This is a genomic window from Cyanobacterium sp. IPPAS B-1200, from assembly GCF_001747005.2.
In the GTDB taxonomy this organism is placed as follows: Bacteria; Cyanobacteriota; Cyanobacteriia; order Cyanobacteriales; family Cyanobacteriaceae; genus Cyanobacterium.
This window is the reverse complement of the sequence record NZ_CP182899.1, coordinates 1,837,695-1,864,243: the sequence shown is the minus strand read 5'-3', so window position 1 is coordinate 1,864,243 and position 26,549 is coordinate 1,837,695. Positions and strand designations below refer to the sequence as shown.

Here is a 26,549-nt window from a genome sequence, read left to right as displayed (position 1 = left end):
AACGCTTCTTTTGCCGTTTTTTTTAGCTGATCTGGGCTTTTCCCTTACCCTTTATCTTTGTTTTTGCGGGAAAAAGGTTTATAGTTTGAACAGTTTATGGGCGTTAGCGGTGGTGTAAGAGGCGATCGCCTCTAGGGGTTCTTTTCTAATCTCAGCGAGTTTTTCGGCTACATAGAGGACGTAGGAAGGCTCATTGCGTTTACCTCGATAGGGGGTCGGGGCTAAGAAAGGACAGTCGGTTTCAATTAAAAGGCGATCAGAAGGTACCATTTTGGCACTCTCATGGACGGTATGGGCTTTTTTAAAGGTGACAACACCACTAAAACTAACATACATTCCTAGGTCTAAAAACCACTGAGTTTCTTCTGGGGTTCCTGTCCAACAGTGCATTACCCCGTTTACTCTGCCTTTCGCCTCAAAAAACTCGGTCAGTATCTGACGCATTGCCATGGCGGCATCTCGACAATGGATAATGACTGGTTTATCAAGTTGATGGGCAATTTCTAGTTGTCGCCAACAGACTTCTTTTTGTAGTTCGTTTTCCTCATCCTTATAAAAGTCCAACCCCATTTCACCGATGGCTACTACTTTGGGGAAAGATTGGGCAAAGGCGAGAATTTTTTGGGCTGTGGTTTCCCCTTCCCAGCGTCGGGTATCTAGGGGATGTAAGCCCACCGCACAATACATTTCGGGAAATTGTAAAGATAATTCTTTAATGGTTTCAAATTCATCGGGATGGACGCAGGAATGAACTAATTTGCTTACTCCTTTTTCTCGCCAACGATGGGAAACTTCTTCTAAATCCCCTTTGAATCTGTCAAAATTGACATGAACATGGGTATCTATTAATTGCATAACCTTGTTTTTTTACTTCAGGGATTAATTTCTTATCTCTATAATTTTACACCATAATATAAGGGCGATCAGGTATACTCTGCCACTTTGCGATCGCATTAGCAGACAAAAGAAACACCATCAGACCACCCCACTCGCTTTAGGAAATAGTTGTAATAGACTTAAGCTGATTGAGATGCTGCACTTTTAAGAGCTTTAGCTAATCTAGCTTTTTTTCTAGCTCCATTATTTTTATGGAATACACCTTTTTTAACAGCTTTGTCAATTTTGCTATAGGCAGCAGACATAGTCGCATCTACCGCTTTCTTTTGATCGTCGCTAGGATTAGAAGAATAAACTTCTACTGCTTGGAGATATTTTTTCATCAAAGTTCTAACCGCAGACTTGTAAGTCTTATTGCGCATACGGTTACGTTCGTTGATTTGTATTCTTTTGATTGCTGATTTAGAATTAGCCACTATCTTATACTTATGATTATTTACTTTATATAGTTTAACTTAGGATTCTTACCTACATATTCAGACTATCTATTCTAACTGTATAAGTTATCCCTTGACAAGGGGGATAGTAATTGATAATTAAAAATGGATAATAGATGATGACTCTAAATTAAATTTTCTCAACTATTATCCATGACTTGAAGAAAATAGATAATATGTTAAAAATTGATACTAAACGATAAAAAAATCATTGACTAAATAATAAGATTATTAGCAAAAATAAATATTTTAGTTAATAAGATCATCGCAATGGTTTACCATCTAAGGATAGCTGACTTACCCCTGAGCGAGCGCCCCAGGGAAAGATTAATGGAAAGTGGAGCAAAAAACCTCTCTACCGCAGAATTAATAGCTATTTTATTGGGTACAGGACAAGGTAAAGGTAAATTATCGGCGGTGGGATTGGGGCAGTATATCCTCAATCAACTTAGTTTAAACCAAAGAGATCCCCTCGATGTTTTAAGAGATATTTCCCCTGTAGAATTAATGACTATTCCAGGCATAGGCCCTGCCAAAGCTACCACAATTTTAGCAGGGGTAGAGTTAGGGAAAAGAACTTTTCAATTTCGTCCCAATGCCAGAGCAATTATTGATAGTCCCCAGGCAGCTGCTTCGGCTTTTAGCCATGAATTGATGTGGCAATCTCAAGAACGTTTTGCAGTTTTATTGTTAGATAGTAAAAATAGTCTGATAGGTACCCATGTAATTACTGTAGGTATCGCTAACGAAACCCTTGCCCATCCTCGAGAGGTTTTTCGGGAGGCTATTCGTCAATCCGCCACCAATATTATCATTGCCCACAACCACCCTTCTGGTAATTTAGAGCCTTCGGCGGAAGATATGTCATTAACACAAAAGTTATTGGAGTCGGCAAATATTATCGGTATTCCAATCTTAGACCATTTAATTATCGGTAATGGCGATCATTTCAGTTTGCGAGAGAATTGTGACCTATGGTAAATTATTAAAAAGTTGCGAAGTTTTGGGTTAAAATCCTTGATGAAATTAATCAATATTTTCTATTTTTGATTAATAAAATATTTTTTTGAGTAATAATACTTGAAACAAAAAACTAATGTTTTACTCAATGAGTTTTTAAAATTTTTATTGTGAATTATGATGCTCGTTGCTAAAATTTGAGGTGTAAACTACTTACTGATGAATAATGGTTGCCTTAACTGGTTTTTTTAGTTCTTTAATCGTACTTTTTTCTATATATAGTCCCTTGGCATCAATTTTTCATTTTGAGGGTGCATTGCCTGACAATTTAGGGGTTTATCAAGAACATTTAACCTCTTGCCCCCAGACTCCTAACTGTGTGGTTAGTAATGAATCTGCTGACGAAATCCATTATATCGAGCCTTTTAGTTATAATTCTGATGTGGCTACGGCGAAAGATACTCTTTTGAAGGTGTTGTCGGTAGTGCCTAATATGGTAGTGGTGGAGGAGACTGATAATTATATCCGCACTGAGTCTCGTAGTAAACTTATGGGTTTTGTGGACGATGGAGAGTATTATTTTCCTTCTGATAAATCTGTGATTGAGGTGCGTTCGGCTGCTCGTCTTGGGGAGTCTGATTTGGGGGTTAATCGTCGTCGTCTTGAACAAATTCGCCTTGCGATCGCAGATTATAATTCTCGTGGTTAATTGGGTTACTTATTCCTGCAATACTGCCTAAAATTATCCAACCAATAAGATTTAATCTGAGGTCAAAAATACTACTATCTGATAAGTTATAAAGGATGCAATTTCCAAAACTTATTAGATAGGTAAATATCATAATTGATTCTTTTTTATTATTTTTTAAAAGACTTAAATATATAATAGATTTATACAAAGTAATTCCTACGAAAATACACATTAATGTTAAACCTATTAACCCAGTTTCTGACCCCAACATCAGAAATAAATTGTGCGGATGTCCTATATATATGTCGTAGGTTTGACGGTATAAATAATCGAAGTTTCTCAATCCCCAACCGAATAAAGGGCGATCGCCCATCATCTCCCAAGCAAACTGCCATTGAGTGATTCGAAGGGTTTCTACAGGTCGATTTGGAAACATTTGATCAGATAGTCTTAACCATAGAGAAGCAGGGACAATTTGACGCATAATTGATTGTCCAGGCAAGTTACCAAAGGATGCCCAACCAACGATTATTCCCGCTATGGTTATTAGTTGTAATATTTTGTACCAATGACAATAAATAGAAAAAGTGACAAGAATAAAAACAGTGATCATCCAACCCATACGAGAGTTAGTAAAATAAATCCCAATTAGGTCAAAAATTATAGTTAAAATAAGAAAATAACGAATATTTTTAGGGTTGTTAAATACATTTACGACTCTTTGTTTTATGGGGTAAAATTTTTGTTTAGAAGATATTTTAATTTTAAATTTAGGTTGAGAAGTTAATAATAAGCCCATACAAAAAGTTAAACTGGTACATAAAAAAAGTGTTAGTGAATTAGCATGGGTAAAAATTGCGGACATCCTGTCAGGCGGATACCCATTGAGGATAACTCGCCATCCAATGATAGAGCGAAAAACTCCTGCTATTTGCCAATTGAAAAATAACTGTCCTAGTCCAACAATTACGACAAATATTGATGTACAACTAACAAAAAAGGCTGAAACAATTAAATCTTCTGCTTTAGTAATGATGGTTTTGACGGCTAAAAAAAGAGCAAAAAAAGGTAAAAAATTGGGCAATCCTAACCACGAGTCCAGAGAATTGTGAGCAAATATACTGGATATAATAAATGAAATAGTAATAACTAAGAGTAATTTAGTTTCAAATTGTTTAATAATATTTTTATATTGACTTTTCCACTGTTGAATCAAAAAAATGATTATATATATAACCCCTAAGTTATAAATAAAGGTTAGGTTAAAAATAGCAAAAAGATATTTTTTATAAGCAGTATTTAGCAAACTTAAAGGATAAATTATTTTTTTTAGCATTAATAAGTTAAGTGTTAATTAATTGTTTTGATTTTCTTCTGTCTTATTTTGTATATTTTCTGTGTTAAAAGGAATATTATCAAGGATAATATATCCTACTAATATTAGTATAGAAATAAAAATAAAAGATGATACAATTTTCTTTTTTATTGGTTGTTTTGATTTTGTTTGTAAGATAATTTTATTGGTGCTTTCTAAATTCTGAGAGATAGTTTTTTGAAAAAATTGGTGAGCTTTTCGTTTATTATTGTTAGCCGAAATTATGAAATCTAGGGTATTTCCTTGGGCATCTAATGCTCTATATAGATATTTACGACGACTCTTAATTTTAAAGGGTATTTCAACTACTCTCCATCCTCTTTTTCTTTTTCTTTCTATTTTTTCCCATCTTTTTTTCGCCATGACAGAATATTCTTCTATCAGTTGATTGATGGTATCATTATCAATGGCAAATCCTCTTTGTGCCATGACTTCTTGCACTTCTTCATAGGTTAATGAGTAGAATAAGTACCATTGAATACATAGGAGAATTATCTCTTCTCTAATTTGCTCCCATTGATAATCGTTGATTCTCCTCATTGTGATAATTTATGGATAGTCTTTATGGAGTAATAATAATTGCGGTTATCATAGCATATACCAATCTTATCTGGGTTATGGAAGTACTACTTCTCTTAACAAGGACAAAATTTAATTAAAAATTGTCTTTAATCATTTAGAAGTCTTCTAGTTAGTTAATTTTTTTATGTTGTTTCTTTGACGATTGATTTTAGCTTATTACAACTTTTTTTATATGGCAATTTTATCAATAGCAGATTTATATTTTCAATATAATAATAAAAATCTTTTTAAAAATTTATATTTCGATGTTTATGAAGGTAATAAAATAGGATTATTGGGGTCTAATGGTTCTGGAAAAACTACTCTATTTTTGTTGATTTGTGGTTTACTAGCTATTAATAAGGGCGATATTTTTTTATTTAACAAGAGAATAGAAAAGGGCATGTTTTATCCTGAGATTGGTTTAATTTTTCAAAATCCTGATGATCAATTGTTTTGCTTACAGGTAAGGGATGATATTATTTTTGGGGCAGAAAATTTGAGCTTATCTTTGGAAGAAATAGAAGAGCGTTTAAAGGATGTATTGAGTGCCACTGGAGTTGAACATTTATTAAATCGTTTTTCCCATGAGTTGTCAGGGGGAGAAAAGTGTATGGTGGCGATCGCCTCTGTACTTATTATGGAACCTAAGCTAATATTATATGACGAACCTAGTGCCAATCTCGATTTGAGAGCGAGACGCCGATTAATTAATTTCCTGAAATCTTCTGAACAGACGATGATAATTGCTTCCCATGATTTGGAGTTGATAAGGGAAGTGTGCGATCGCACTATAGTATTAAACCAAGGAAAAATTGTTGCTGATGGTGACCCTATCACAATTATGGGCGATCGGGCTTTGATGGAAGAAAATTGTTTAGAAGTCCCCGTATCTCTACGGGCTAATCTTTAATCGATGGGAAGGCCACAAAAAAGCAGAAAGATAAATGGAAGAAAAAGACTTAATAGATATGGTAATGAAAAAATCAAAGATTTTGGGATAAAAATAAAATTAGTGTATTAAAAATCTCTCACCTTCGGTACACAAAAAACAGAATTATTTTATTACAAGTCTATGGATTTTTTCCTTGCATAAACTGCATAAAAAGGATCTTTTGCACCCATACCAAGCATTTGTAAGAAATTTGGCGTTTCGGGTTGTTGCACAATTACTTCGGGGGTGTCAAACTCTGGCACAGACTGGAAATAAGACTTTGTTAAAAATATTCTTTGTCTATCGGTGGCATCACGCCAAGCGGTGATAGCTTTTTGATAAAACATTCGATTGGAAAAGGTAAAGATAGCCACTCCTTGGGGTTTAAGGATACGGGCAATTTCCATAAATATGGCTTCGGGATACTGCAGATATTGAATAGATACTGTGCATAAAACTGCATCAAAATCTTCATTTTCGAGGGGTAATTGCATATTACTATTGAGATTTTGGAGAAAATAATGGTCTAATCTCTCATTCTTTTTTAACTCCTCCTCATTCATGCCATGGCCTTCTATGTGGCTAAATTTCATTTCTGGGGGCAGATGAGAAACCCAACTACTCATTAAATCTAGTATTTTTGTATTAGGTTTTAATTCTTGGCGATAGAGGTTGGTTAACTGACTGATAAAGTTATTGTCAACGTGGGTAACAAAACGAGGATAGGCGTAAAATAATGTATCTTCGGTGTCGTCTAATTTTACTCTTTGGTGGGGTTGTAATAGCATGATCAGAATTTTTGGTTGACAATCTTAGTTCACTCTTTTAAGAAACAAGGGGCTTAAGCCCCTTGCCTTGAATAATATCCTGTGCCTTGAATAATAATATCCTGTTGCCTTGAATAATATTCGGTTGCCTTTAAGTTTTTAGATTAAGCTAAGGCAGGAACAGGGATGGTAATATGAGGATAGAGGGGGAAACGATCGCACAAAGCCTCTACACGGCGCACACAATCGGTTCTAACAGCCTCATCATCGGGGTTTAAGAGGCGATCGGCAATAATGTTAGCAACCTCGGTAAACTCAGCCTCTTTCAAGCCTCTAGTGGTTTCAGCAGGAGAACCTAAACGTAAACCGCTAGTAACAAAAGGAGATTCTGGATCAAAAGGTACAGTATTTTTGTTCGCTGTGATGCTGGTTTCTCCCAACAACTTATCAGCCACTTTACCAGTCATACCAATAGAGCGTAAATCAACCAAGTTTAAATGATTGTCACTGCCCCCAGATACCAGTTTAAAGCCTCTGTTTACCAACTGAGAACCCAAAGCCTGAGAGTTCGCAATGACTTGTCTACAATAGGTTTTGAACTCAGGTTTTAACGCCTCTCCAAAAGCCACTGCTTTCCCTGCGATTACGTGTTCCAAAGGACCGCCTTGGGTACCGGGGAATACAGATTTATTAAGTTTTTTACCTAATTCGGCATCACGGGTTAAAATCAAGCCACCACGGGGGCCTCTGAGGGTTTTATGGGTGGTGGTGGTAACTACATCACAATAAGGCACGGGGTTGGGGTGATGTCCACTGGCTACCAAACCAGCGATATGGGCGATGTCTGCAAGTAAATATGCCCCTACTTCGTCAGCAATTTCACGGAATTTGGCAAAATCAATAATACGAGGATAAGCGGAATAACCACAAATGATTAACTTAGGACGCTCTTTGAGCGCTAACGCTCTGATTTCATCATAGTCTAGGCGCTCGGTTTCTTTGCTGACTCCATACTGACAAACTTCAAACCATTTCCCAGAAACGTTTACAGGGGAACCATGGGTAAGGTGTCCACCGTGGGATAAGTCCATGCCCATAATTTTGTCCCCTGGATTGAGAAGGGTTAAAAATACTGCAAAGTTGGCTTGTGCGCCAGAGTGGGGTTGAACATTCGCCATTTCCGCACCAAATAATTTTTTAGCTCTTTCGATGGCTAAATCTTCCGCTTGGTCAACAAAATGACAACCGCCATAGTAGCGTTTCCCGGGTAAACCCTCTGCATATTTATTGGTTAAAACAGAACCTTGCGCAGCCATTACTGCAGGAGAGGTAAAGTTTTCACTGGCGATTAATTCTAGGTGAGTTCTTTGGCGTTGTAACTCGTTAGAAATAATTTCCGCTATGGCTGGATCCGTATCGGCTAAATAGTTTAGATTAGTTTGGCTCACTTTAATTTATGTCTTAATTATATGTAATACTTCTATATATGATAATCCATTGTGGAGTACAAATTAATGGAGAATGGAGAATTGATAATGGATAATAAATAGCTTAGGCGATGGATAAAAGTGATGTCCTCAGGCTCGGCAAGGGGGAGTATTTTTTTAGTTTGAATCGTTTATAGTCCTATATCTGAGGTTTTAAGGAATCATGGTTTTACTTTTAACCATCCAAAAATATCCCCTAAAGTGAGTTTTACATCTGTGGCGAAATCTGGCACGGGGATTACTTCGCTTTCTAACTCAAAATAAAGGGGATGACTATTGCTAGTATAGGTAAAAATTAACTTTTGATTAGGATCAATTAACCATCCCATTTGAGTACCATTAGTGAGACAATGAACAATTTTTTTTGTAACTAAACTCTGGGATTGATTGGGGCTTAATATCTCGATTATCCAATCAGGAGGTAACAAAAATTGATTAGAAATTGTAGCATCATCATTGACGGGTAAATTTTTCCATTCAAATACTGCCACATCTGGCACAATAGACTTATCGGTAAAGGTGCATCTTAATTCAGGAAAAGCCCATGCACTTTTTGATTTTTTGGTAACACTGTTAATGATGGTAACGAGTTCGCCCTGAATTGTGCTATGTTGTCCTTGGGGCATCGGTTTCGTGTAAATTTTTTCCTCTATGTATTCTTGGGCGGGTTGTGTTTCTGGTTGTTGTAAAAATTCTTCTAGGGTAATGGGTTTAGATATGGCTTGAGTCATGGCTTTTATGTTTGAAGGTTGCCAGTGGTAATAATTTTTTATTTTAATACAATAAATTTAAAGGTTATGGTTGCATTGTTTGTGCGATCGCCCTTAAATATCAATATTCCGTTGGGTTGTTTGGGAGATATAATAGAATCCTATTCTCACCGTATTAAGGAATAAAGTGCGATCGCCCATAGAACGAATAAAAATATCAAAAAAAGGAAAAGATCAACTAATTCGGCTAAAAAGGATCACCAAAATCGAAAACTGGAATGTCCTTTGTCGTTGGGCTTTTTGTCGCTCCATTGCCGAAGAAAATAAACCAACTCCTTACCCCATCCCTAACGACAGTAACCTCGAAATGACATGGCAAGTATTTGGGGGTGACATGGGAGATATACTATTACTCGTCCTCAAACAAAGATGTCATCAAGACGGCTTGGAGTTAGATGATGGCACCCTCAAGGAACAATTTTTGCTCCATCTCCATCGAGGTATTGGTTATTTGGTGGGGGATATGAGCTTAAAACACATTGAAGATTTCGTTAATTTAAATGTCATCAATCAAGGATCTAATTCTGCCTTTAGATAAGTGTTAATTCCCCTAACGCTATAATATTGATGATGATTATTCCATAATCAATAAAATTACTCCTATGCCACGCAGATCAAAACCTCCCTATTCCTATTCTGAACCCCCTTCTCGCAAAAGTAAATATGGTAATAATTCTCCCAAAAAATCTTCTTTTATAGAAGGGTTAAACTATACCATTGCTGCTATATGTGCAGGGATATTTATGCTGGGTATTGGTTTGGGTATTGCCCTAAGTTCGGGACAAGCCAGTAATAGCCCCAATGTTGCCTCTCGGGAGGTGATTGATAGGGCAGCGCCTAATCCTGAAGTTTGCGTACAATTTGGCGCTAGTGCGATGGTATCAGATTTACGGGTATTTATCACCCTCAACCCTTTTAATGTCTATGTTACTCAGCCCACCATGCAACCAGGTTGCGTATTGAGACGCAATAATTGGTCAATTCTTGAGAAGCAAAATTTGGTAAGTAATGAACAGGTGAAACAGTGTAAAAATAGAATGAATACCTTTGGTTTTACAGGGCCTTTGGAAGCATCACCCCAGATTGAATGTATTTATCAAAATGATTCGGCCGGTAATTTATTTTTCAATCGCCCTGGTACGGTTAATCCCAATGACACTGGTAAATTTTAGAAAAAATATTTTATAAATTTTGTTCATCAGGGCATGATTATTTCCGATTTTTTTGTTATGGTCTATAATCATTGACTAATCATTAACGATTAAATTTATGTGCGGAATTGTAGGTTACATTGGAACTCAAAAAGCAGTTGGTATTCTCATTGGTGGGTTGGAAAAACTAGAATATCGGGGTTATGATTCTGCTGGTATCGCTACTTTATACGATGGGCAGTTGACGGCTATTAAGGCGAAGGGCAAACTGCACAATCTCCGCACTAAGTTAGAAAATAATGTTGATTATGCTCAAATCGGTATTGGGCATACTCGCTGGGCTACCCACGGAAAACCAGAGGAATATAACGCTCATCCCCACGGAGATAATAAGGGAAAGTTTGCGGTGGTGCAAAATGGCATCATAGAAAATTACCAAGATTTACGGAAGGAGTTGAAGGAGAAAGGACATAATTTTGTTTCGGATACTGATACGGAGGTAATTCCTCATCTATTAGCAGAATATTATAATCCTCAAGGGGATGATCCTTTTATGGATGCTGTGATGAAGACAGTACATCGTTTGGAGGGAGCTTTTGCGATCGCCCTTTTGTGTGCTGATTACCCCGAAGAATTAATTGTTGCCCGTCAAAACGCCCCTTTGATTATCGGTTTCGGGCAGGGAGAATTTTTCTGTGCTTCGGATGTAACCGCCTTGGTAAACCATACTAATGCTGTATTAGCCCTTGAAAATGGCGAAATTGGACGTTTAACACCCTTAGGAGTGGAATTGTATGATTTTGGGGGTAAAAGATTGCGTCGTAGTCCTAGGGTACTAGACTGGAATCCTGTGACGGTAGAAAAACAAGGTTTCCGTCATTTTATGCTCAAGGAAATCCACGAGCAACCTTCGGTGGTGCGCACTTGTTTGGAGGTCTATTTTAATCCTGATTGGCAGATAAAGGCAACAAAGCCTGTTAACCTCAATTTAACTCCTGAATTAAGTGATAATTTAGAAAATATCCAAATCGTTGCCTGTGGTACTTCTTGGCACGCTAGTTTGGTGGGTAAATATTTGTTAGAACAAATGGCAGAGATACCTACTTTTGTGCAATATGCCTCGGAATATCGCTATTCTCCTAGTCCGATTATGGCTAATACTATGACTATTGGGGTTACTCAATCGGGGGAAACGGCGGACACTTTAGCGGCGCTGGGTATGGAAAGACAAAGACGGGCAGGGTTAGAGAAGCCCTATCAACCTCGTATTGTAGGCATTAGTAATCGTCCTGAAAGTACCCTTGGTGGTATGGTAGATCAATTAATTAACACCTATGCAGGGATTGAAATTGGGGTGGCAGCAACCAAAACTTTTGTGGCACAGGTGATGGCTTTTTATGTGTTGGCGCTAGATTTGGCTTGGCAAAGAAAAACTATCAACCCCGAAAGAATTGACCAAATTTTGGCTGGTTTATTACAACTTCCTACCCAAATTGAGAAGATTTTACAAACGGAGGAGTCCAAGATTGAGGAGTTGGCGCATAATTTTCCTGAAACTAGAGATTTTGTTTTTCTCGGTAGGGGTATCAATTTCCCCATCGCTTTAGAAGGGGCGCTGAAACTCAAGGAGATTAGTTATATCCATGCGGAGGGTTATCCTGCTGGGGAGATGAAACATGGCCCCATTGCTCTTTTAGATGCCCATGTACCCGTAGTGGCGATCGCCATGGCAGGGAGTGTTTATGAAAAAGTCATTTCCAATGCCCAAGAAGCCAAGGCAAGGGATGCTCGTCTTATCGGAGTTGTACCCCAAAGTTATGATGATGAGGTATTCCACGATGTTTTGCATGTGCCAGAGGTGGAAGAGTTATTGTCCCCTATTTTGGCGGTGATTCCTTTACAGTTGCTTTCCTATTACATCGCTTCTTTACGTGGTTTGGATGTGGATCAACCTCGCAACTTGGCTAAAAGTGTTACGGTGGAATAGTTTTAGGGTGGGCTTTACTGTATAGTGTAATATGGAAATAAAGTTGTATAACTTTTAATAAAGTCGTATATTAAAAAATAAAGTTGTATAATTTTAAATAGAGTTGTATAACTTTGTTCGACTTTATTAAAAGAAGGATTTTACTCACAAATTGCCATGGCTCGAAAAAAAAGTGATTGGTCACAAAATAAACTGAGTCGATACCTACAAGAAGGTAGAGGAAAAGGAGAGGGAAAAAATTATGTTCCTTGGAAAAAAATTCAAGATTTTCCTTCTTGTGGCCGTTCTTCCAGAATATCTGGTTGGAAAACAAATAGAATTCATCACTTCTTTTCAGATCAAGAGAAGAAAATGTTTTTCTTCCTAGATTGGTCGGACATTGTTTTCGACATTAGAGAACATTATCCTCTCCAAGATTTAGAACTAGCAATGAAGATTGCAGATCAAATGGGAATAAAGTATCCTATTGATTCTCAGTCAAGCACTCCTCATATTCTCACAACAGATTTTATGATTTCTATTAAGACTGATGAGGGAATAACTGATGTCGCAAGAACTGTTGTAAGTTCATCTGAACTTATGAAAAAAAGGAAAGTTGAGCTTTTGGAGCTAGAAAGAAGGTATTACCAAAATTTTAATATTAACTGGGGAGTAGTGACGGAAAAAGGTATATCAAAAATACTTGCTCAAAATATAGAGTGGGTTCACTCTAGTTACAACTTAGATGATACACAACAAAATATTAAGACTTTAAAAACAATTCTTAAACAAGAACTCTATTGCAAAAACAAAAGCATACAAGAAATTACCTCGGATCTTGATAATGTAATGAATTTGGAGCTAGGAACTTCGCTTTCTGTTTTTAAACATTTATTAGCCAGAAAGGAAATTTATTGTGATATGAGTTCGAGGAAAATTTCTACAAAATTCTCAACAAGTTTCATCCAAATAAAATAAATATTTATCAAAGTTATGAACCACGAGATTTTCGTTAACGATTTGATTAAATGGGAATCAACTAACAATGATTTTGCCGGAGTTGTAGAAAGAGTTTTATGGATTGATGAAGGGTATACGATCGCATTTATGTTGAATATCGAGTCAACCAAAGGATTTCCTCGTACTTTTTCCGTATCAGGCTTAAGAGAGGCTTTAAAACGAGCAGAGGCAAAAAAATTAAAAAAAGATCCTTGGTTCAAGATTATTGTGGAAGAAAATTTGTCAGATAAAGAAAAAGAAATTCGGGATCATGCTTGGAATATTATAGAGCCAATAATTACACAAGAACCAGATATATATGATAGGAGTAAGCGAGGGAATTTAGTTACACAAATAATAGAAAAATATAATCAAGGACGAGATAAAAATAAGTTAACAATAAGAAGTGTTCATAAATATTTAAGAAGATTTTGGCAGAGGGGAAAAATAAAAGATGCTCTTCTTCCAGACTATGCCAATTCAGGTGGTAAAGGGAAAACAAGACAATTGGGAATAAAAAAACGAGGAAGACCTAGAAAATTCAAAAACGTCCAAGAAATAGGCGAAGGAATAAATGTGACAGAACAAGATAGACAGATATTTAGAATCGCAATTAATAAATATTATCGAGATTCCAAGAAAAACTCCTTACCAAAAGTATATAAATTAATGGTTAAGGAATATTACACGGAAAATTATCAAATAGATGAAAATAATCATCCACAGCCTATCCTAGTTCCGACTTTCCGCACTTCATTTTGTCACAAATAAAGCGACATAAAGAAGATGAGCTATTTGTAATGGTTTGAGTAAAAATTATCTTTAATGTCTTTTTCTCTGCTATTTTACTCTTGGACTATTTCTATATTTTCCCACCACAAACCTATGCCATCAATTTTTTTATTTTATGTTGTAATGGCTCTTATTTTTGTTGATGTTTTCCTAACTATCAAGGTTTTTTATTGATAATATTCACGACATTTTGCTGGTAAATATTCTAATATTTCTTCTCTATCTTTATTCATATTTACGATTCTTTCTTCTTCATTTATTTTTGCCAGATAGATTCCTTGAAAGCATTGGAATATCCATCTCATTGTTACATTTATTTCCCACCGCGTATCCCGACGAACTTTTGTATAGCGTAGTATGTCGTTATCATGTTAGGAGCGGAAATATAACGGTACAACAGACACGATCAGATTTATCATTCCTAAATAATGGAAATAGTTATAGCCACATTTTACCTAGCAAATTGGGTCATTTAAGTAAACAACTTCCTTTTGCTTCTAGTTTAACAGTAGAACAGTTAATCGAAAATCACACTTTGTTCCCTTACTATCCAGGGCAAACGCATACTCAACCAGACAAAATCTTAAGTAAATAATCATTGTCCCATCCTGCCTTAAGTCGTTTTGCTTTTTTACCTCGAGAACAACTTTTTTCCTGATTTAACAAATTTAAGGCGATATGTCTGATTACTGCCATATTTTCACTACTGTTTCCTTTTCTGATTCTACTTTCATCCTCCCTAAACCCCACATCTAAACACCAATGTAATTTATTCTCTATTCCCCAATGACTTCTTATTCCTCGGGCGAAAGTTTCTACTCCATGATCTAAACTCGTTAAGTAGTACCTTCTTTCCAATGTGGCTTTTTGCCCTAAAATTTTTCTTTCTGATTCCACTATTCCAATAGTTTTTAACCCCACCCATTTTTCACTATCGATGAAATCTGCCACCGAATTCATCAACCAGTAACGACGTTTTTCAATTCGACCATGATTCTTTTCTATGGTTTCATATTTTTCCGCCAAGGATTTCTTGATAATTATTTTTCCATGCCCAATCAGATAATTGTTTTACATCCTCAAATAAATTACCTTGATTGCCTTTGAGGCTCAGAATATAGTCTCCCCCTTTTTCTATAATCCTTTTAGCTATATCCTTTTGACACCCCATTGCATCAATGGTCACAATACAACCATTAAGTTCTAAAACTGCCAATAATTTCGGAATTGCCGTAATTTCATTGGATTTATCTTCCACTTTTAACTGTCCCAAAACCAAGTTATTATTGCTAGCCCAAGCACTTACCATGTGAATGGCACTTTGATTTTGACTCGAATCATAAGACTGTCGTAATGTTTTACCATCGATGGCTATTATCTCTCCTTGTGTCACTTGAGCAATATGATTAATCCAATCCAAGAAAGCTGATTGTAATTGCTTTGGACATAGACGAGCAAATAATATAGAAATCGTATCATGAGAAGGAATACCATTGGGGAGTTCGAGAAACGTTTTTAGCCAAGATAGTTTACTTTTTCCGACTTTCCGCACTTCATTTTGTCACAAATAAAGCGACATAAAGAAGATGAGCTATTTGTAATGGTTTGAGTAAAAATTATCTTTAATGTCTTTTTCTCTGCTATTTTACTCTTGGACTATTTCTATATTTTCCCACCACAAACCTATGCCATCAATTTTTTTATTTTATGTTGTAATGGCTCTTATTTTTGTTGATGTTTTCCTAACTATCAAGGTTTTTTATTGATAATATTCACGACATTTTGCTGGTAAATATTCTAATATTTCTTCTCTATCTTTATTCATATTCACGATTCTTTCTTCTTCATTTATTTTTGCCAGATAGATTCCTTGAAAGCATTGGAATATCCATCTCATTGTTACTTTTTCTGTTCTTTTTCCTAATTGGTTTCTCAATCCTACTTTTCTTCTTTTTAATTCTTTTCTCATTTCTCTTTGAGCTAGGTTATATATCAATAAGCTCAAGGACATTAACCATAATATCCCTTCCAACCTCTCCACCTTTTTTACATAAAAACTCTCGGTAAAAAATAAGGGATTCTTTAAAAATCTAAATCCTCTTTCTACTTTTTGTTGTTGTTTATATTCCCATAGTATTTCCCATGGTTTTAATCTTTCTTCCTCCATTACATTGGTTGCTAAGATAAATCTTCCTGCTTGATTTTTCTTTTTTTCTATTTCTTCTTCCTTCTCTTTTACCACTATGCTTACTTCATATTTTCCTTTCTCTTGTTTTCTAATTTCTTCTATCTCTAACTCATAATATTTCAACCTTTTATTCTTTTTCTTTATTTCTCGTTCACATTCTTTTTTATCGCACCACAATTTTCTAGATATTCTCTTTTTCTCTTTTTCTACTTCCTCTTTTTCTAGGGGAATTGCTTTTCTTATTTTTTTAAGATCGCTTTCTTTTCTTTTTTTATTTTCTACTACTAACCATCTCTGGTTTATTCCCCCATAGTTTTCCTTGATTACTTTCCATCTGTAGTTTAGACTAAATGGAAAGTGGAGCAAGGAAGGACAAGACATAAAAGAAAAATAGAGAGAAAATATAAATAAGCACAAATAAAATCTTCTCTCTATGAACAAATATAGCAGACTGGAAAATTTCCGTCATGACACCTATGAAATGTTAGTCAAAGGTAAAGATGCCACTTTTCAATTGATGGATAGTGTTATGACCACGGAAAATGCTCGTAGTTTGGCAGATTTTTCTTTATCACCTTTTTTCCATCGGCAATGGTGTAGTACCTATGAAGCCATAAAAGATTGTCGTCCGAACAGCAACAAATTGATGAAACGATATATTCAAGAAATAGACACCTTAGAATATACATTACTAGGTATAGATCATACTCAGTGGAAGTTTGAAGATAGTCCCACCATGAAAGATAGAGGTTATCAATATTCTTCGTCATCCATCAATTCATCGGTCATAGGACAAGGATATAGCACCATCGCTTGGTTACCACCATTGAATGAGAAAGGAAGTTGGGCATTACCTTTAAGACATGAAAGAATCACATCCTTTGAAAATCCTCTGGGTAAAGCAACATGGCAACTAAGGCAAGTGTGTAGAAAATTGCCAGAAAATAAACCGAAATTGGTGGTGTTGGATTGTGAGTATGGCAATGGCAAATTTATTAAGCAAACCGCAGATATTGAAATCAGTAAGTTGATTAGAGTACGTTCTAATCTATGTCTTTATGGTAATCCTCCAGCCTATAGCGGTAGAGGCAGACCGAAAAAACATGGGGCAAAGTTGAAATTAAATCAATGTGACCATTTTCCCCATGCCCATGAAATATTAGAAATGGAAGACTCATCCCTAGGAACAATACGGATGAGTAAATGGAAAGAACTTCATTTCTACAATGCCCCTTCACAAAAGCTAACCCTGTTTAAAATTGAACGATTGAAGCAGAAAAAAACTGGTGCTTTACATCGCCCACTGTGGTTAATCTGGGTGGGAGAGCAATTTTTATCTTCTTCCAATATTTGGATTCAATACAGCCGACGATTTGGTGTGGACCACTGGTATCGTTTCGCCAAGCAAAGATTACATTGGACGTTACCCCATTTTCGCACCCCTGAGAGTTGTCAAAGGTGGAGCAATTTAATTGTCAATATTACTTGGCAGTTATGGTTATCCAAGGATTTAGTCAAAGAATATCATCTGCCATGGCAAAAACCTCAACAGAATTTAACCCCCGGAAGAGTGGCTCTGTCTATGACTTCATTATTGATGGACATTGGAAGTCCTACCCTTTCTCCTAAAAGTCGAGGAAAATCCCATGGCTGGCCTAAAGGTCGAAAAAGAAACAAAGCTAAAGTTTATCCTACGGTTAAAAAGCGTTTATCTAAGACTAAAAAAAGACCAAAAAAATAACTTTTAAGCCATTATTAAATTCATTTATAGCGTTTTTGAGCTAATCTTTGTTAGCTTACTTATTCTCTTACAATTTTTTCTTAGTCTAAACTACAGTTCCATTCATAACCTCTTTCTTTCAATTCTTGTTCTTGCTCATTTTCTATCTCTGTCCATAATATTTCTTCGTTTTCTACTAATTCTCTCCCTTTTTTTACTGTTAATGGCACTCTTGTTATCCATTTCATTTCCCCTAGTAATTGGATATTCTCTTGACTATATAAGGCACTATCACATACTGTTATACTCTCTGTTTCTATACTTTTCTTATACTCTTTTACTATCTTGACAAATTCTTTTTTATCACTTTGATTTCCCTGTCCTGATTTCATCCATAATGGTATTTCTCCGTCCCCTGATACTATTAAATTTAATACACATTGTTTTAAATCTGGACGATTATCTTTTGAATACCCATGACATATTTTGATGGTTTTTCTATTTTCTTCTTCCTCATTTTCATATTTACCATCCACATGAAATGATGTGGAGTCTAAGTGGTGATAATTACTTTTTATTTGATATTTTTTTATTACTTCTATGACTATTTCTATGAACAAATTACTTAGTCCATATTCGTATAGTTCATCTAAACTTCTCCCTAATTTGTCATCATTTAAGTATTCTTTTTTTACTTCTTTTCCTAGTAATTTTTCTATTGCTTTGTCGTTAAAAAACTCTGAAAATAGGTACAATGGCTGAGACACAAAACCCAAGGCATTGAGAATCATTGCCTTGACTACTAATCCTTTACTAATTTTTTCTGTAGCATAGGATGGTAGTTTTTGGTTTACAATCTCTACAATGCCTACCTCGTCTACTATTCCAGCTATTATACCTAAATGATCAATATTTTCTATTTCAATGTTTATTGATTCATACATTTTCCTAGACTTATCATTACTCTATTAAAACTAATTTACTCTATTCCACTTCATCTTTTTTATCACTTTTTTTGTAGTATTCTTGCTTTTTCTTGAACTATGCGGAAGGTCGGTTTTTCCATATTCTTCAATTTCTACCCAAGAGTCGGCACCACAAATGACTCCTAGAATTGTTAATGCCACCATATCAACTAATTTATGTTCAATCAAATAAGTGGTTCGCGGATCTTCAATATTTTCAAAATATTTCCACAGGTATGATTTCTGACCAGTTTGAGAATTCACGGCAATTAATTCCCTCTATGATGTTTACCGTATCACTTTCTCATAAATTTTGAGTATGCGTTAGCCCTGCTTGTATTTATAATTAATTCCCATGGTTTGAGAAATTACTGTATAATTGTAATTTGTGACTAAATATGCTAACTATAAGAATTTCATAAACTAAAAGAGGTTAATATGGCGAAAAGATTACAAGTAGTCTTAAATAAAGATGTAACAAAATTAGGTAAAAGAGGGGATGTGGTAGAAGTTGCTCCTGGTTATGCTCGTAACTATATCGTACCCCAAGGCTTCGGAGTATTAGCCACCGCTGGAGTATTACGTCAAGTAGAACAAAGAAGAGCAAAACAAGCCGAGCGTTTAGCCGCCATTCTCGAAGAAGCAAAATCTCGCAAAACTGCTTTACAAACTATCAATAACTTTGTTATCCGCAAGCAATTAGGCGAAGACCAAGCAATTTTTGGTACTGTAACCACCCAAGATGTGGTAGAAGTTATCAAAACTAGCTCTGGTTTAGACGTTGAGCGTCAAGCCATTGAATTACCTGAAATCAAAAGAATTGGTACTTATAAAGCTCAAATTAAATTACACGCTGAAGTAATCGCCGAAGTTTCCATCGAAGTTGCTCCTCTCTAAGCTGACAATTGTTTCAGTTTACAATGGAATCACGACAAAAAAAGGGTCAAGGATTTAACCTTGCCCTGATTTTTTTATTTATGTAAGGAATAGGGAATGGTGACAATATTTTTTAACCGAACGGAGGTTAACTAAGGAGGGCATTGCCTACCAAATAAACTGATAATTATCAATTCTCCATTATCAATTAATTATCTATTCCCATTCGATAGTTCCGGGGGGTTTAGAAGTAATATCATAAACTACTCGGTTAACGCCTTTAACCTCATTAACAATACGGTTAGAAATGGTTTCGAGTAAATCATAAGGAGGTCTTGCCCAGTCTGCGGTCATGCCATCTTCACTGGTAATTAATCTTAAAACAATGGGATAAGCATAGGTGCGCTTGTCGCCCATTACTCCCACACTTTTTACAGGTAAAAGTACAGCAAAGGCTTGCCAAAAATCATGGTACATTCCCGCTTTTTTGATTTCATCCCTAACTACAAAATCAGCATCCCGAAGAATGTTAAGTTTTTCAGAGGTAACTTCCCCTAAGATACGAATGGCTAAACCAGGACCGGGGAAAGGATGACGAGAAACAATCTCTTCTGGTAAATTGATGGCTCTTCCCAACTTACGAACTTCATCTTTAAATAGTTTGCGTAAAGGCTCAACTAATTTAAAACGAAGATTTTTAGGTAAACCACCTACATTATGATGACTCTTGATTTTAACAGCTACTCTCTCCCCAGTTTTGGGATCTACATTGGTATCGGCGGATTCAATAACATCGGGATAAAGAGTACCTTGGGCAAGATAATCAAAAGGCCCTAGACGGGTAGATTCTTCCTCAAATACTTGGATGAATTCATGACCGATTTTACGGCGTTTTTCTTCAGGGTCGGTTACTCCTTCAATTTGGGCTAAGAAGCGATCGCGCCCATTGACATATACTACATTGATATGGAATTGATCATTGAATAATTCCACCAACCTTTCAGGCTCACCCTTACGCATAAACCCTTGGTCAATAAACATACAAGTTAATTGATCTCCGATGGCTTCATGGAGTAAAAAGGCAAGGGTAGAAGAGTCAACCCCTCCCGAAAGAGCCAATAAAACCCTTTTATCTCCTACAGTTTCCCTGATCTCGGCAATGGATTGTTCTAAAAATGTTTGAGTAGTCCAAGTGGGTTCACAACCGCAGATATGATAAACAAAGTTACGAATCAGGGCAGAGCCATATTCAGAATGGATTACCTCTGGGTGAAATTGTACCCCAAATAATTTTTTGTCATGGTCGGCGATCGCCGCACAGGGAGTGTTTTCTGTATGGGCAAGAATTGAAAACCCCTCTGGTAATTGGGTACAAGAATCGCCATGGCTCATCCACATAGTAGAACCATTGTCCACATTGGTTAATAAATCGGTAGGATCATCAATAAACAAAGAAGCTTTACCATATTCGCCTCTTTTTGCCCTTTCAACTCCTCCTCCCAACTGTTTTACCATTAGTTGCATACCGTAACACACCCCTAAAACAGGAATGCCAAGACTCCATATTTCGGGGTCACATTGAGGAGCATATTGATCATAAACAGAATTAGGGCCACCAGATAAAATAATACCTTTGGGATTAAGTTCTTTTAATTTTTCGGCACTGGTGCGATAAGAGATTACCTCAGAATAAACTTCCGTTTCTCTGATGCGACGGGCAATCAATTCGGAATATTGTGAACCAAAATCAATAATCAGAATCATTTGACGTTTTGTTGTATCGTTATTAGAAGAATTATTATTAGGTTGATCTTGCTTAGGGGGGAGGGGAGTTTCTGTTGTAGTCACGTTCTCTTGTTAGTAAAGGTTGAGTAATCAAAAAATAAAAAATTCTAGCCTGAGAACAGCTAGAGCTTTCTTTAGAGGTGAAGAATTTTCAACCCTAATTTAAATATTCTTAACATTGTATCATTACCTTTGAATAATTCATTGCCAAATTTAAGGTAGGCTTTTAGTAAAAAGAGGTAAACCTAACACACAATTCCTAAAGGTTAATACCTATTGACATAAACGGAGAGGGAGGGATTCGAACCCTCGGTGGAGCTATAAACCCCACAACTTCTTAGCAGGAAGCCGCTTTCAACCGCTCAGCCACCTCTCCAATTGCACTTAACAATTATAGCAGAAATTTAACTTTGTCTGCAACTAAAATTGTGTCTATTTTTGGGATAAGGGCGATCGCCCCATAAACTAGAAAAATCGCCCTTAAAATCCATAATTAACCCAACTCTTGTAAAGTAGCTTCAAGACTTGAAATAGCAGTTAAAACATCACGATCAGACATAAATCCGAGGTGTCCGATACGGAAAATTTTACCTTTAAGGTGATCTTGTCCTCCTGCTAAGGCAATATCATATTTTTTGCGCATAGTAGAGCGAATCGCCTCCGCATCATGCTTATCAGGAGCCACCGCAGTAACCGCGTAACTAGCACAATCATCAGGGGCAAACAAAGGTAAACCCAAGGCTTTTACTTTGTCTCTGGTTAGGTGAGTTAATCTCTTGTGACGAGCAAAGATATTTTCTAAACCTTCCTCTTTCATCATCTGCAAAGATGCTTGGAGAGCAAACATTAAATTGATAGGAGGAGTAAAAGGAGAGCTATTTTTAGCATTAGCTTTTTTGTAGGGAGCTAAATCTAAATAGAACTTAGGTAAAGTAGCGGTTTCATAAGCCCTCCATGCCTTATCACTCACAGAAATAAATCCCAATCCGGGGGGAATCATATATCCTTTCTGAGAACCCGATGCCACCACATCCAAGGCCAACTCATCAATTTTGAGATCCACTGCCCCCAAACTGGTGACAGCATCAACAATGATCAGAGCTTCCCCATGGGCTTTAACGTGTTTGTTGATAGTTTCAAGGTCATTTAACACCCCTGTGGAGGTTTCGGAGTGGGTAATGATGACAGCCTTAATTTTTTTCTCGGTATCAGCTTCTAATTTTTCCCTAAAGGCTTCTGGATCTAATGGTTTTCCCCATTCTGCAGTAATTTCCTCTACTTCTAAACCGAATTTACGGCTCATGATTCCCCAGCGCTCACCAAATTTACCATTATTGCCCACTAATACAGAATCTCCAGCGCTCAAGAAATTGATGATACCAGCTTCCATGGCTCCAGTACCAGAAACACAGAGGGTTAAAACCTCATTTTTAGTTTGATGTAACCATTTCAAATTATCATTAAGCTCTCCTATAATGGCACTAAAGTCACCGCTACGATGCCCTATGGGATGTTGCGCCATGGCGAGTAAGACTCTTTCGGGAACAGGAGTAGGTCCCGGAATCATCAACATGAGTTTATCTTGCATATTCTTTCTATCTTTAAAACTTAAGTCTTCAGTTTAATCGAAAAGGTGTACAGGAAACAAATTTGCGTCTTTTTATTAACAAGATTTTTGTAGTTTCTATCAGAGTAAGTTTTTTGAAAAAAGTCCATAACACAGACTTTAGGCACAATCTTCATCACAGGGGCAATAATCAGCAGATGGCTTATGGCGTAAAATAATCATAGTCATATCATCTACATTGGAATGACCACCACCGATAAAGTTTTTGATTTCATCGAGAATATAATCAAGGATGTCTTGGGCATGGTCAAAATTTTCACAGGCATATTGAAAGGAGTTGACCAAATTTTCTTCATCAAACCGTTGGTTGTTTTGGTTAATGGCATCGGTTAAGCCATCGGTGTAATATAAAACTGTGTCATGGACTTCCAATTTGACGGCATCATCTTCATAATTAGAGTTGGGTTGTAAACCTACCAACATTCCCTCGGTGTCCAATTTTCTGACGTTGTTTGTGGAGGCATTCCAGTAAAGAGGGGGATTGTGGGCGGCATTAGCATATCGGAGGGTGTGGCTACGGGGATCGTATTCTGAGTAGAAAAGAGTTACGAAACGGTGAGAATTGTCGAGATCTGCATACATAACCCGATTTAGATGTTTTAGTACCCTAGCGGGAGAATGACGGTTTAATACTTCTGCTCTCAACATTCCCCTCGTCATGGTCATAATTAGTCCTGCGGGTACTCCTTTTCCCATGACATCCCCAATGACGATACTCCATGATTGGCAAGGGGAATCGGGTACTTGTTCGGTATCTTGATCCCATTGATCGTAGTTGGCTGGGATAAAGTCGTAATAGTCTCCCCCTACCCTGTCGGCGGTTTCACATTTGGCAGCGAGTTCTAGTCCTGTGATGGAAGGGCATTGTCGGGGTAATAGTCTGACTTGAATTTCTGAGGCGATTTCTAGTTCTCGATCTTGTCTTTCTTTGGACATTAATTTTACTGTTAATTCGTGATTTGCGATCGCCACGGCGGTCTGATCAGAAACTAATTGAGTAAGGGTTTTACGGCTTTGAGTCCAAGAAAAGTCGGATTCGTGGCTAAAAACATATAACCGTCCTTTTTCAACATTTTTACTCACCACAGGACTACTATATATCTGTAAATAACCAGAAAAATGATTATGAATTTTTTCCTGAACAAAGACTGGAAAACAAGCTAATTTTGGATATGATTGTTCATTGGATTTATGCTTAGTTTCATAGGTATTTATTTCTTGAATAACCTGCAAAAAATCTTGATTTATTCTTTCTCTCAAAAGATTATTTTGACAATAAAACTGCTCTAATTCCACTTGATTATTTTCTTTGTATAAAACTAAAGCTCCCCCCTCTGCATCGGTAACTCTAGTTACCATTAAGGGCGTTAGTTCTAAAAACTGATTTAAATTATTAAAGTTGCGTAGGGCAAAACTAAGGGATGTTAATAAATTCTGAATTTTATTTTGCTCTCTATGGAGATTAGAGATCATTTCTTTTAACGCTAAAACACTGGTATAGTTACCAGATTGATAATTCTGGCTAATGGTTTTGGGATCTAGAGAATTAGGGTTAAAAATAGACACAGAAGTATGGGGATTAACGGTTGATAGTGAATATTAAGCTATTTTGGTTCAATTGACAATAAACTGTGGGTAATTGAGAATTAATTTTTAGGAAAAAATTTTTAAGTCAAATTTTGACTATCCCTAGGGGTTTAGGGAAAGTAAAAAAGTATAGTTAAAGGATTTCTAGTATAGTGCTTTTCTTTAGTTTTAGGGATCTTTGTTCTAAGGTAAATCAAATAACAGTTTTTAAATGTCGTTATTACATCATTTCTATGTTTAAAACTAATTTATCTAATCCTGCCTTTTCTTTGGAAACTAAGTCTGTAGCAAAGAATGCTAATATATGTTGTTCTTTGGGACTGCCTCTATTTACCCCTGTGGAACCCATGGCGATCGCAACGCCACATTTCCCCTGCCACTTTTTCGTTTTTTGAGACCATTTTTTAACAGTATTGGCAAAATTTTCCCCTTCCTGTTCAATCTCGGCAATCACATGATTAATTCCCCCTTGGGTTTTAATCATGGGAAGGTCAAAGGTTCCACCATAAAAAGGATCTTCCCCTGACGTGAAAAATAAATACTCGATGCCTTCTTCTTTGATCAACTGTTCTACTACTAATTTACCTTTAGGACGGGTAGTTTGTATGATAATTACGGGAATTTTATCATTATCGTTCTCAAATACGATTCCTTCTGTATCAACCCATACCGAAGGTTTTGCTTCAATAGATTTAATGATATTTTCTGAGAAAGAACCAAAAGAAATTACGCAATCCTCTGGGAATAAGTCACTGGATATAATATCTGTGTCTTCCTCCTCAGCAAAATCACCATGCAAATTTCCTTCAATGGCTTCTAACTCGGCAGTAACTTCTGGCATGGTTCTTACCTTGACAGGATGAGGTTTACTATTCCCCCAAGGAAGTTTGATGGAATATTGATGGGAAATTGCTTGGGTAGGATCTTTTTCGAGGCGTTTTTTATTTTTCTGAACAAATTTGCCGAGGGCTTCTATACCCAGATAGAGAGGATCTAATTCTTCTGCGTCCACTAGGGGGCGGATACCTTCGTAGGGATGGATACTGCCAAACACCACTTGTACAGGGACATCATATTGTGCTTCGGCGAGAAATAATTCGTACCACAGTTGTTGCTCTTCGTCTTCTTCGTCAAAGTCTGAGTCATCAAGGGAAAAGTTAACAAACCAGCAATCTTGTTGCAAAAAGGCTCTTTCTATATCTCCTTCTTCCATGGTACTGTCACCCATTTCTCCTGCCATGAGTCTAAATTTTTTCATGGAATCAAGGGAGCGATAAAAAATAACGCCAAATTCTTGCCCCATCATGCCCATGACACAGGCGTATAATGATTCTACGTTGTAGGCATCGATTTTGATTTCGATTAAGTTATATTCTGCTAGGAGAGTCCAGGGGGCTTGTTCCCACATAAGGGCGATCGCCCTTTCTTCTAGCTTTTCTAATAGTTGAGGAGGAATATTTCCCACCTTTTGGGGTTGAACTTGTTGTAAGTTGTTCCATAACTCATCAAGGAGGGGTAAATCTCCCTGATAATCTACGTCAATGTCTAAACCCTGTAATGCTCCGCGCAAGAAAAATTGTAATTCCCTATCCCTGACTACCACTTTATGGGGACGAGCAGGTTCTGCGGGGCTTTGAGGTTTTTCGATCGCCTTTAATAAAGCCCTAACCATAGCCTCTGGTCCTGTATTACCTTTTACCACATCCATGGTACGAATAAAACCTTCTGAGCCATCTACCCAAACAATACACTGACCATTATTTTTTAATTCAGGCTCTAGGTTATCAAGCATCTCCCCAATGGGAAAAATATCCCCCTCCCAAACATGGGGAATTTGGGGAATTCTGTTAATACGATGTTTTGTGGTAACGGGTAAAGAGGACATAGAATTTCTATTTAGATAGAACAGGGGAGCGGGAAAAACCATTAATAATTGATAGTTGCCAAAAAACAAAATCCATTAAAGTTGAATTTTCGATTTTCCCTTGATTTGTACATTGTACATTGTTAATCG

28 protein-coding genes and 1 tRNA gene are annotated in these 26,549 nt (G+C 36.6%); 11 read left to right on the top strand and 18 right to left on the bottom strand.

Annotated features, from left to right (window positions below):
* Positions 1–78 precede the first annotated feature (78 nt).
* Together A5482_RS08530 and rpsT are read right to left on the bottom strand one after the other, a co-directional pair.
* Positions 79–855: a TatD family hydrolase gene (locus A5482_RS08530; protein WP_069791222.1), complete on the bottom strand. Its 777-nt coding sequence runs from the start codon at positions 853–855 to the stop codon at positions 79–81.
* Between the two features lie 161 nt (positions 856–1,016).
* Positions 1,017–1,313, bottom strand: a complete 297-nt coding sequence (gene rpsT, locus A5482_RS08525) for a 30S ribosomal protein S20 (protein WP_069791223.1) — start codon at positions 1,311–1,313, stop codon at positions 1,017–1,019.
* Between the two features lie 291 nt (positions 1,314–1,604).
* Here rpsT and radC point away from each other — a divergent pair, with 291 nt between their 5' ends.
* Both radC and A5482_RS08515 read left to right on the top strand, forming a co-directional pair.
* Positions 1,605–2,315 carry a RadC family protein gene (gene radC, locus A5482_RS08520; protein WP_069791224.1) on the top strand — a complete coding sequence of 237 codons (711 nt, stop codon included), beginning with the start codon at positions 1,605–1,607 and terminating at the stop codon, positions 2,313–2,315.
* 265 nt (positions 2,316–2,580) lie between these two features.
* Positions 2,581–3,003 (top strand): DUF1499 domain-containing protein, encoded by a 423-nt coding sequence (locus A5482_RS08515; protein ID WP_242411994.1) that lies wholly within the window; start codon positions 2,581–2,583, stop codon positions 3,001–3,003.
* On the opposite strand, the gene A5482_RS08510 is transcribed toward A5482_RS08515, so the two are convergent.
* Together A5482_RS08510 and A5482_RS08505 are read right to left on the bottom strand one after the other, a co-directional pair.
* A complete protein-coding gene (locus tag A5482_RS08510; protein WP_161486835.1) occupies positions 2,942–4,069 on the bottom strand; it encodes an O-antigen ligase family protein in 1,128 nt (375 codons plus the stop codon). The two genes, A5482_RS08515 and A5482_RS08510, sit on opposite strands and share 62 nt — an antisense overlap.
* A 270-nt stretch (positions 4,070–4,339) precedes the next feature.
* Positions 4,340–4,900: a DDE-type integrase/transposase/recombinase gene (locus tag A5482_RS08505; RefSeq protein ID WP_069791227.1), complete on the bottom strand. Its 561-nt coding sequence runs from the start codon at positions 4,898–4,900 to the stop codon at positions 4,340–4,342.
* A gap of 214 nt (positions 4,901–5,114) precedes the next feature.
* On the opposite strand from A5482_RS08505, the gene A5482_RS08500 reads away from it, so the two are divergent.
* On the top strand, positions 5,115–5,834 hold the full coding sequence (locus A5482_RS08500; protein ID WP_069791228.1) for an energy-coupling factor ABC transporter ATP-binding protein: 720 nt from the start codon (positions 5,115–5,117) through the stop codon (positions 5,832–5,834).
* Positions 5,835–5,986: 152 nt separating this feature from the next.
* Here A5482_RS08500 and A5482_RS08495 read toward each other — a convergent pair whose 3' ends face one another.
* The 3 genes from A5482_RS08495 to A5482_RS08485 all read right to left on the bottom strand — a co-directional run bounded on the left by A5482_RS08495 (position 5,987) and on the right by A5482_RS08485 (position 8,840).
* A complete protein-coding gene (locus tag A5482_RS08495; protein WP_069791229.1) occupies positions 5,987–6,643 on the bottom strand; it encodes a class I SAM-dependent methyltransferase in 657 nt (218 codons plus the stop codon).
* A 143-nt stretch (positions 6,644–6,786) separates the two neighbouring features.
* The gene (glyA, locus tag A5482_RS08490) at positions 6,787–8,070 is read right to left on the bottom strand and encodes a serine hydroxymethyltransferase (RefSeq protein WP_069791230.1); all 1,284 of its coding nucleotides are present in this window, start codon (positions 8,068–8,070) and stop codon (positions 6,787–6,789) included.
* Between the two features lie 200 nt (positions 8,071–8,270).
* Complete coding sequence (locus A5482_RS08485) at positions 8,271–8,840, bottom strand: Uma2 family endonuclease (protein ID WP_069791231.1); 570 nt, start codon at positions 8,838–8,840, stop codon at positions 8,271–8,273.
* A gap of 166 nt (positions 8,841–9,006) precedes the next feature.
* Here A5482_RS08485 and dndE point away from each other — a divergent pair, with 166 nt between their 5' ends.
* The 5 genes from dndE (at position 9,007) to A5482_RS08460 (ending at position 13,766) form a co-directional block, all read left to right on the top strand.
* The gene (gene dndE / locus A5482_RS08480) at positions 9,007–9,417 is read left to right on the top strand and encodes a DNA sulfur modification protein DndE (protein WP_069791232.1); all 411 of its coding nucleotides are present in this window, start codon (positions 9,007–9,009) and stop codon (positions 9,415–9,417) included.
* 64 nt (positions 9,418–9,481) lie between these two features.
* A complete protein-coding gene (locus tag A5482_RS08475; RefSeq protein WP_069791233.1) occupies positions 9,482–10,051 on the top strand; it encodes a DUF3172 domain-containing protein in 570 nt (189 codons plus the stop codon).
* A gap of 97 nt (positions 10,052–10,148) precedes the next feature.
* The gene (glmS, locus tag A5482_RS08470; protein ID WP_069791234.1) at positions 10,149–12,017 is read left to right on the top strand and encodes a glutamine--fructose-6-phosphate transaminase (isomerizing); all 1,869 of its coding nucleotides are present in this window, start codon (positions 10,149–10,151) and stop codon (positions 12,015–12,017) included.
* A 156-nt stretch (positions 12,018–12,173) separates the two neighbouring features.
* Positions 12,174–12,974, top strand: coding sequence for a heteromeric transposase endonuclease subunit TnsA (locus A5482_RS08465; RefSeq protein ID WP_069791235.1), 801 nt, complete (start codon positions 12,174–12,176; stop codon positions 12,972–12,974).
* A gap of 15 nt (positions 12,975–12,989) precedes the next feature.
* Complete coding sequence (locus tag A5482_RS08460) at positions 12,990–13,766, top strand: hypothetical protein (RefSeq protein ID WP_069791236.1); 777 nt, start codon at positions 12,990–12,992, stop codon at positions 13,764–13,766.
* Positions 13,767–13,954: 188 nt separating this feature from the next.
* On the opposite strand, the gene A5482_RS08455 is transcribed toward A5482_RS08460, so the two are convergent.
* Positions 13,955–14,092 (bottom strand): hypothetical protein, encoded by a 138-nt coding sequence (locus A5482_RS08455; RefSeq protein WP_161486845.1) that lies wholly within the window; start codon positions 14,090–14,092, stop codon positions 13,955–13,957.
* On the opposite strand from A5482_RS08455, the gene A5482_RS08450 reads away from it, so the two are divergent.
* Positions 14,050–14,382: a TniQ family protein gene (locus A5482_RS08450; protein ID WP_446684752.1), complete on the top strand. Its 333-nt coding sequence runs from the start codon at positions 14,050–14,052 to the stop codon at positions 14,380–14,382. The genes A5482_RS08455 and A5482_RS08450 overlap by 43 nt on opposite strands.
* Here A5482_RS08450 and A5482_RS08445 read toward each other — a convergent pair.
* The 3 genes from A5482_RS08445 to A5482_RS08435 form a co-directional block, all read right to left on the bottom strand.
* Positions 14,355–14,813 carry an ISAs1 family transposase gene (locus tag A5482_RS08445; protein ID WP_446684751.1) on the bottom strand — a complete coding sequence of 153 codons (459 nt, stop codon included), beginning with the start codon at positions 14,811–14,813 and terminating at the stop codon, positions 14,355–14,357. The genes A5482_RS08450 and A5482_RS08445 overlap by 28 nt on opposite strands.
* Positions 14,797–15,339: an ISAs1 family transposase gene (locus tag A5482_RS08440; protein ID WP_446684750.1), complete on the bottom strand. Its 543-nt coding sequence runs from the start codon at positions 15,337–15,339 to the stop codon at positions 14,797–14,799. The genes A5482_RS08445 and A5482_RS08440 overlap by 17 nt, the downstream gene beginning before the upstream one ends.
* A gap of 207 nt (positions 15,340–15,546) precedes the next feature.
* A complete protein-coding gene (locus A5482_RS08435) occupies positions 15,547–16,356 on the bottom strand; it encodes an IS1634 family transposase (protein WP_446684749.1) in 810 nt (269 codons plus the stop codon).
* A gap of 52 nt (positions 16,357–16,408) precedes the next feature.
* Between A5482_RS08435 and A5482_RS08430 the strand changes: the two genes are divergently transcribed.
* Positions 16,409–17,716, top strand: coding sequence for an NF041680 family putative transposase (locus A5482_RS08430; protein WP_446684748.1), 1,308 nt, complete (start codon positions 16,409–16,411; stop codon positions 17,714–17,716).
* A gap of 80 nt (positions 17,717–17,796) precedes the next feature.
* On the opposite strand, the gene A5482_RS08425 is transcribed toward A5482_RS08430, so the two are convergent.
* Positions 17,797–18,639: an IS1634 family transposase gene (locus A5482_RS08425; RefSeq protein WP_446684747.1), complete on the bottom strand. Its 843-nt coding sequence runs from the start codon at positions 18,637–18,639 to the stop codon at positions 17,797–17,799.
* Positions 18,640–18,669: 30 nt separating this feature from the next.
* Positions 18,670–18,924: a transposase family protein gene (locus A5482_RS08420; protein WP_069791039.1), complete on the bottom strand. Its 255-nt coding sequence runs from the start codon at positions 18,922–18,924 to the stop codon at positions 18,670–18,672.
* A 174-nt stretch (positions 18,925–19,098) separates the two neighbouring features.
* On the opposite strand from A5482_RS08420, the gene rplI reads away from it, so the two are divergent.
* A complete protein-coding gene (gene rplI, locus A5482_RS08415; RefSeq protein ID WP_069791038.1) occupies positions 19,099–19,557 on the top strand; it encodes a 50S ribosomal protein L9 in 459 nt (152 codons plus the stop codon).
* Positions 19,558–19,752: 195 nt separating this feature from the next.
* Here rplI and guaA read toward each other — a convergent pair whose 3' ends face one another.
* From guaA to A5482_RS08390, 5 genes are all read right to left on the bottom strand, one after another.
* The gene (gene guaA, locus A5482_RS08410; RefSeq protein ID WP_242411968.1) at positions 19,753–21,300 is read right to left on the bottom strand and encodes a glutamine-hydrolyzing GMP synthase; all 1,548 of its coding nucleotides are present in this window, start codon (positions 21,298–21,300) and stop codon (positions 19,753–19,755) included.
* A gap of 307 nt (positions 21,301–21,607) precedes the next feature.
* Positions 21,608–21,697 (bottom strand) — tRNA-Ser (locus A5482_RS08405).
* 117 nt (positions 21,698–21,814) lie between these two features.
* Complete coding sequence (locus A5482_RS08400; protein WP_069791036.1) at positions 21,815–22,909, bottom strand: pyridoxal-phosphate-dependent aminotransferase family protein; 1,095 nt, start codon at positions 22,907–22,909, stop codon at positions 21,815–21,817.
* 138 nt (positions 22,910–23,047) lie between these two features.
* On the bottom strand, positions 23,048–24,514 hold the full coding sequence (locus A5482_RS08395) for a GAF domain-containing SpoIIE family protein phosphatase (protein WP_069791035.1): 1,467 nt from the start codon (positions 24,512–24,514) through the stop codon (positions 23,048–23,050).
* A gap of 241 nt (positions 24,515–24,755) precedes the next feature.
* Positions 24,756–26,420 (bottom strand): DUF6930 domain-containing protein, encoded by a 1,665-nt coding sequence (locus tag A5482_RS08390; protein ID WP_069791041.1) that lies wholly within the window; start codon positions 26,418–26,420, stop codon positions 24,756–24,758.
* Positions 26,421–26,549 lie beyond the last annotated feature (129 nt).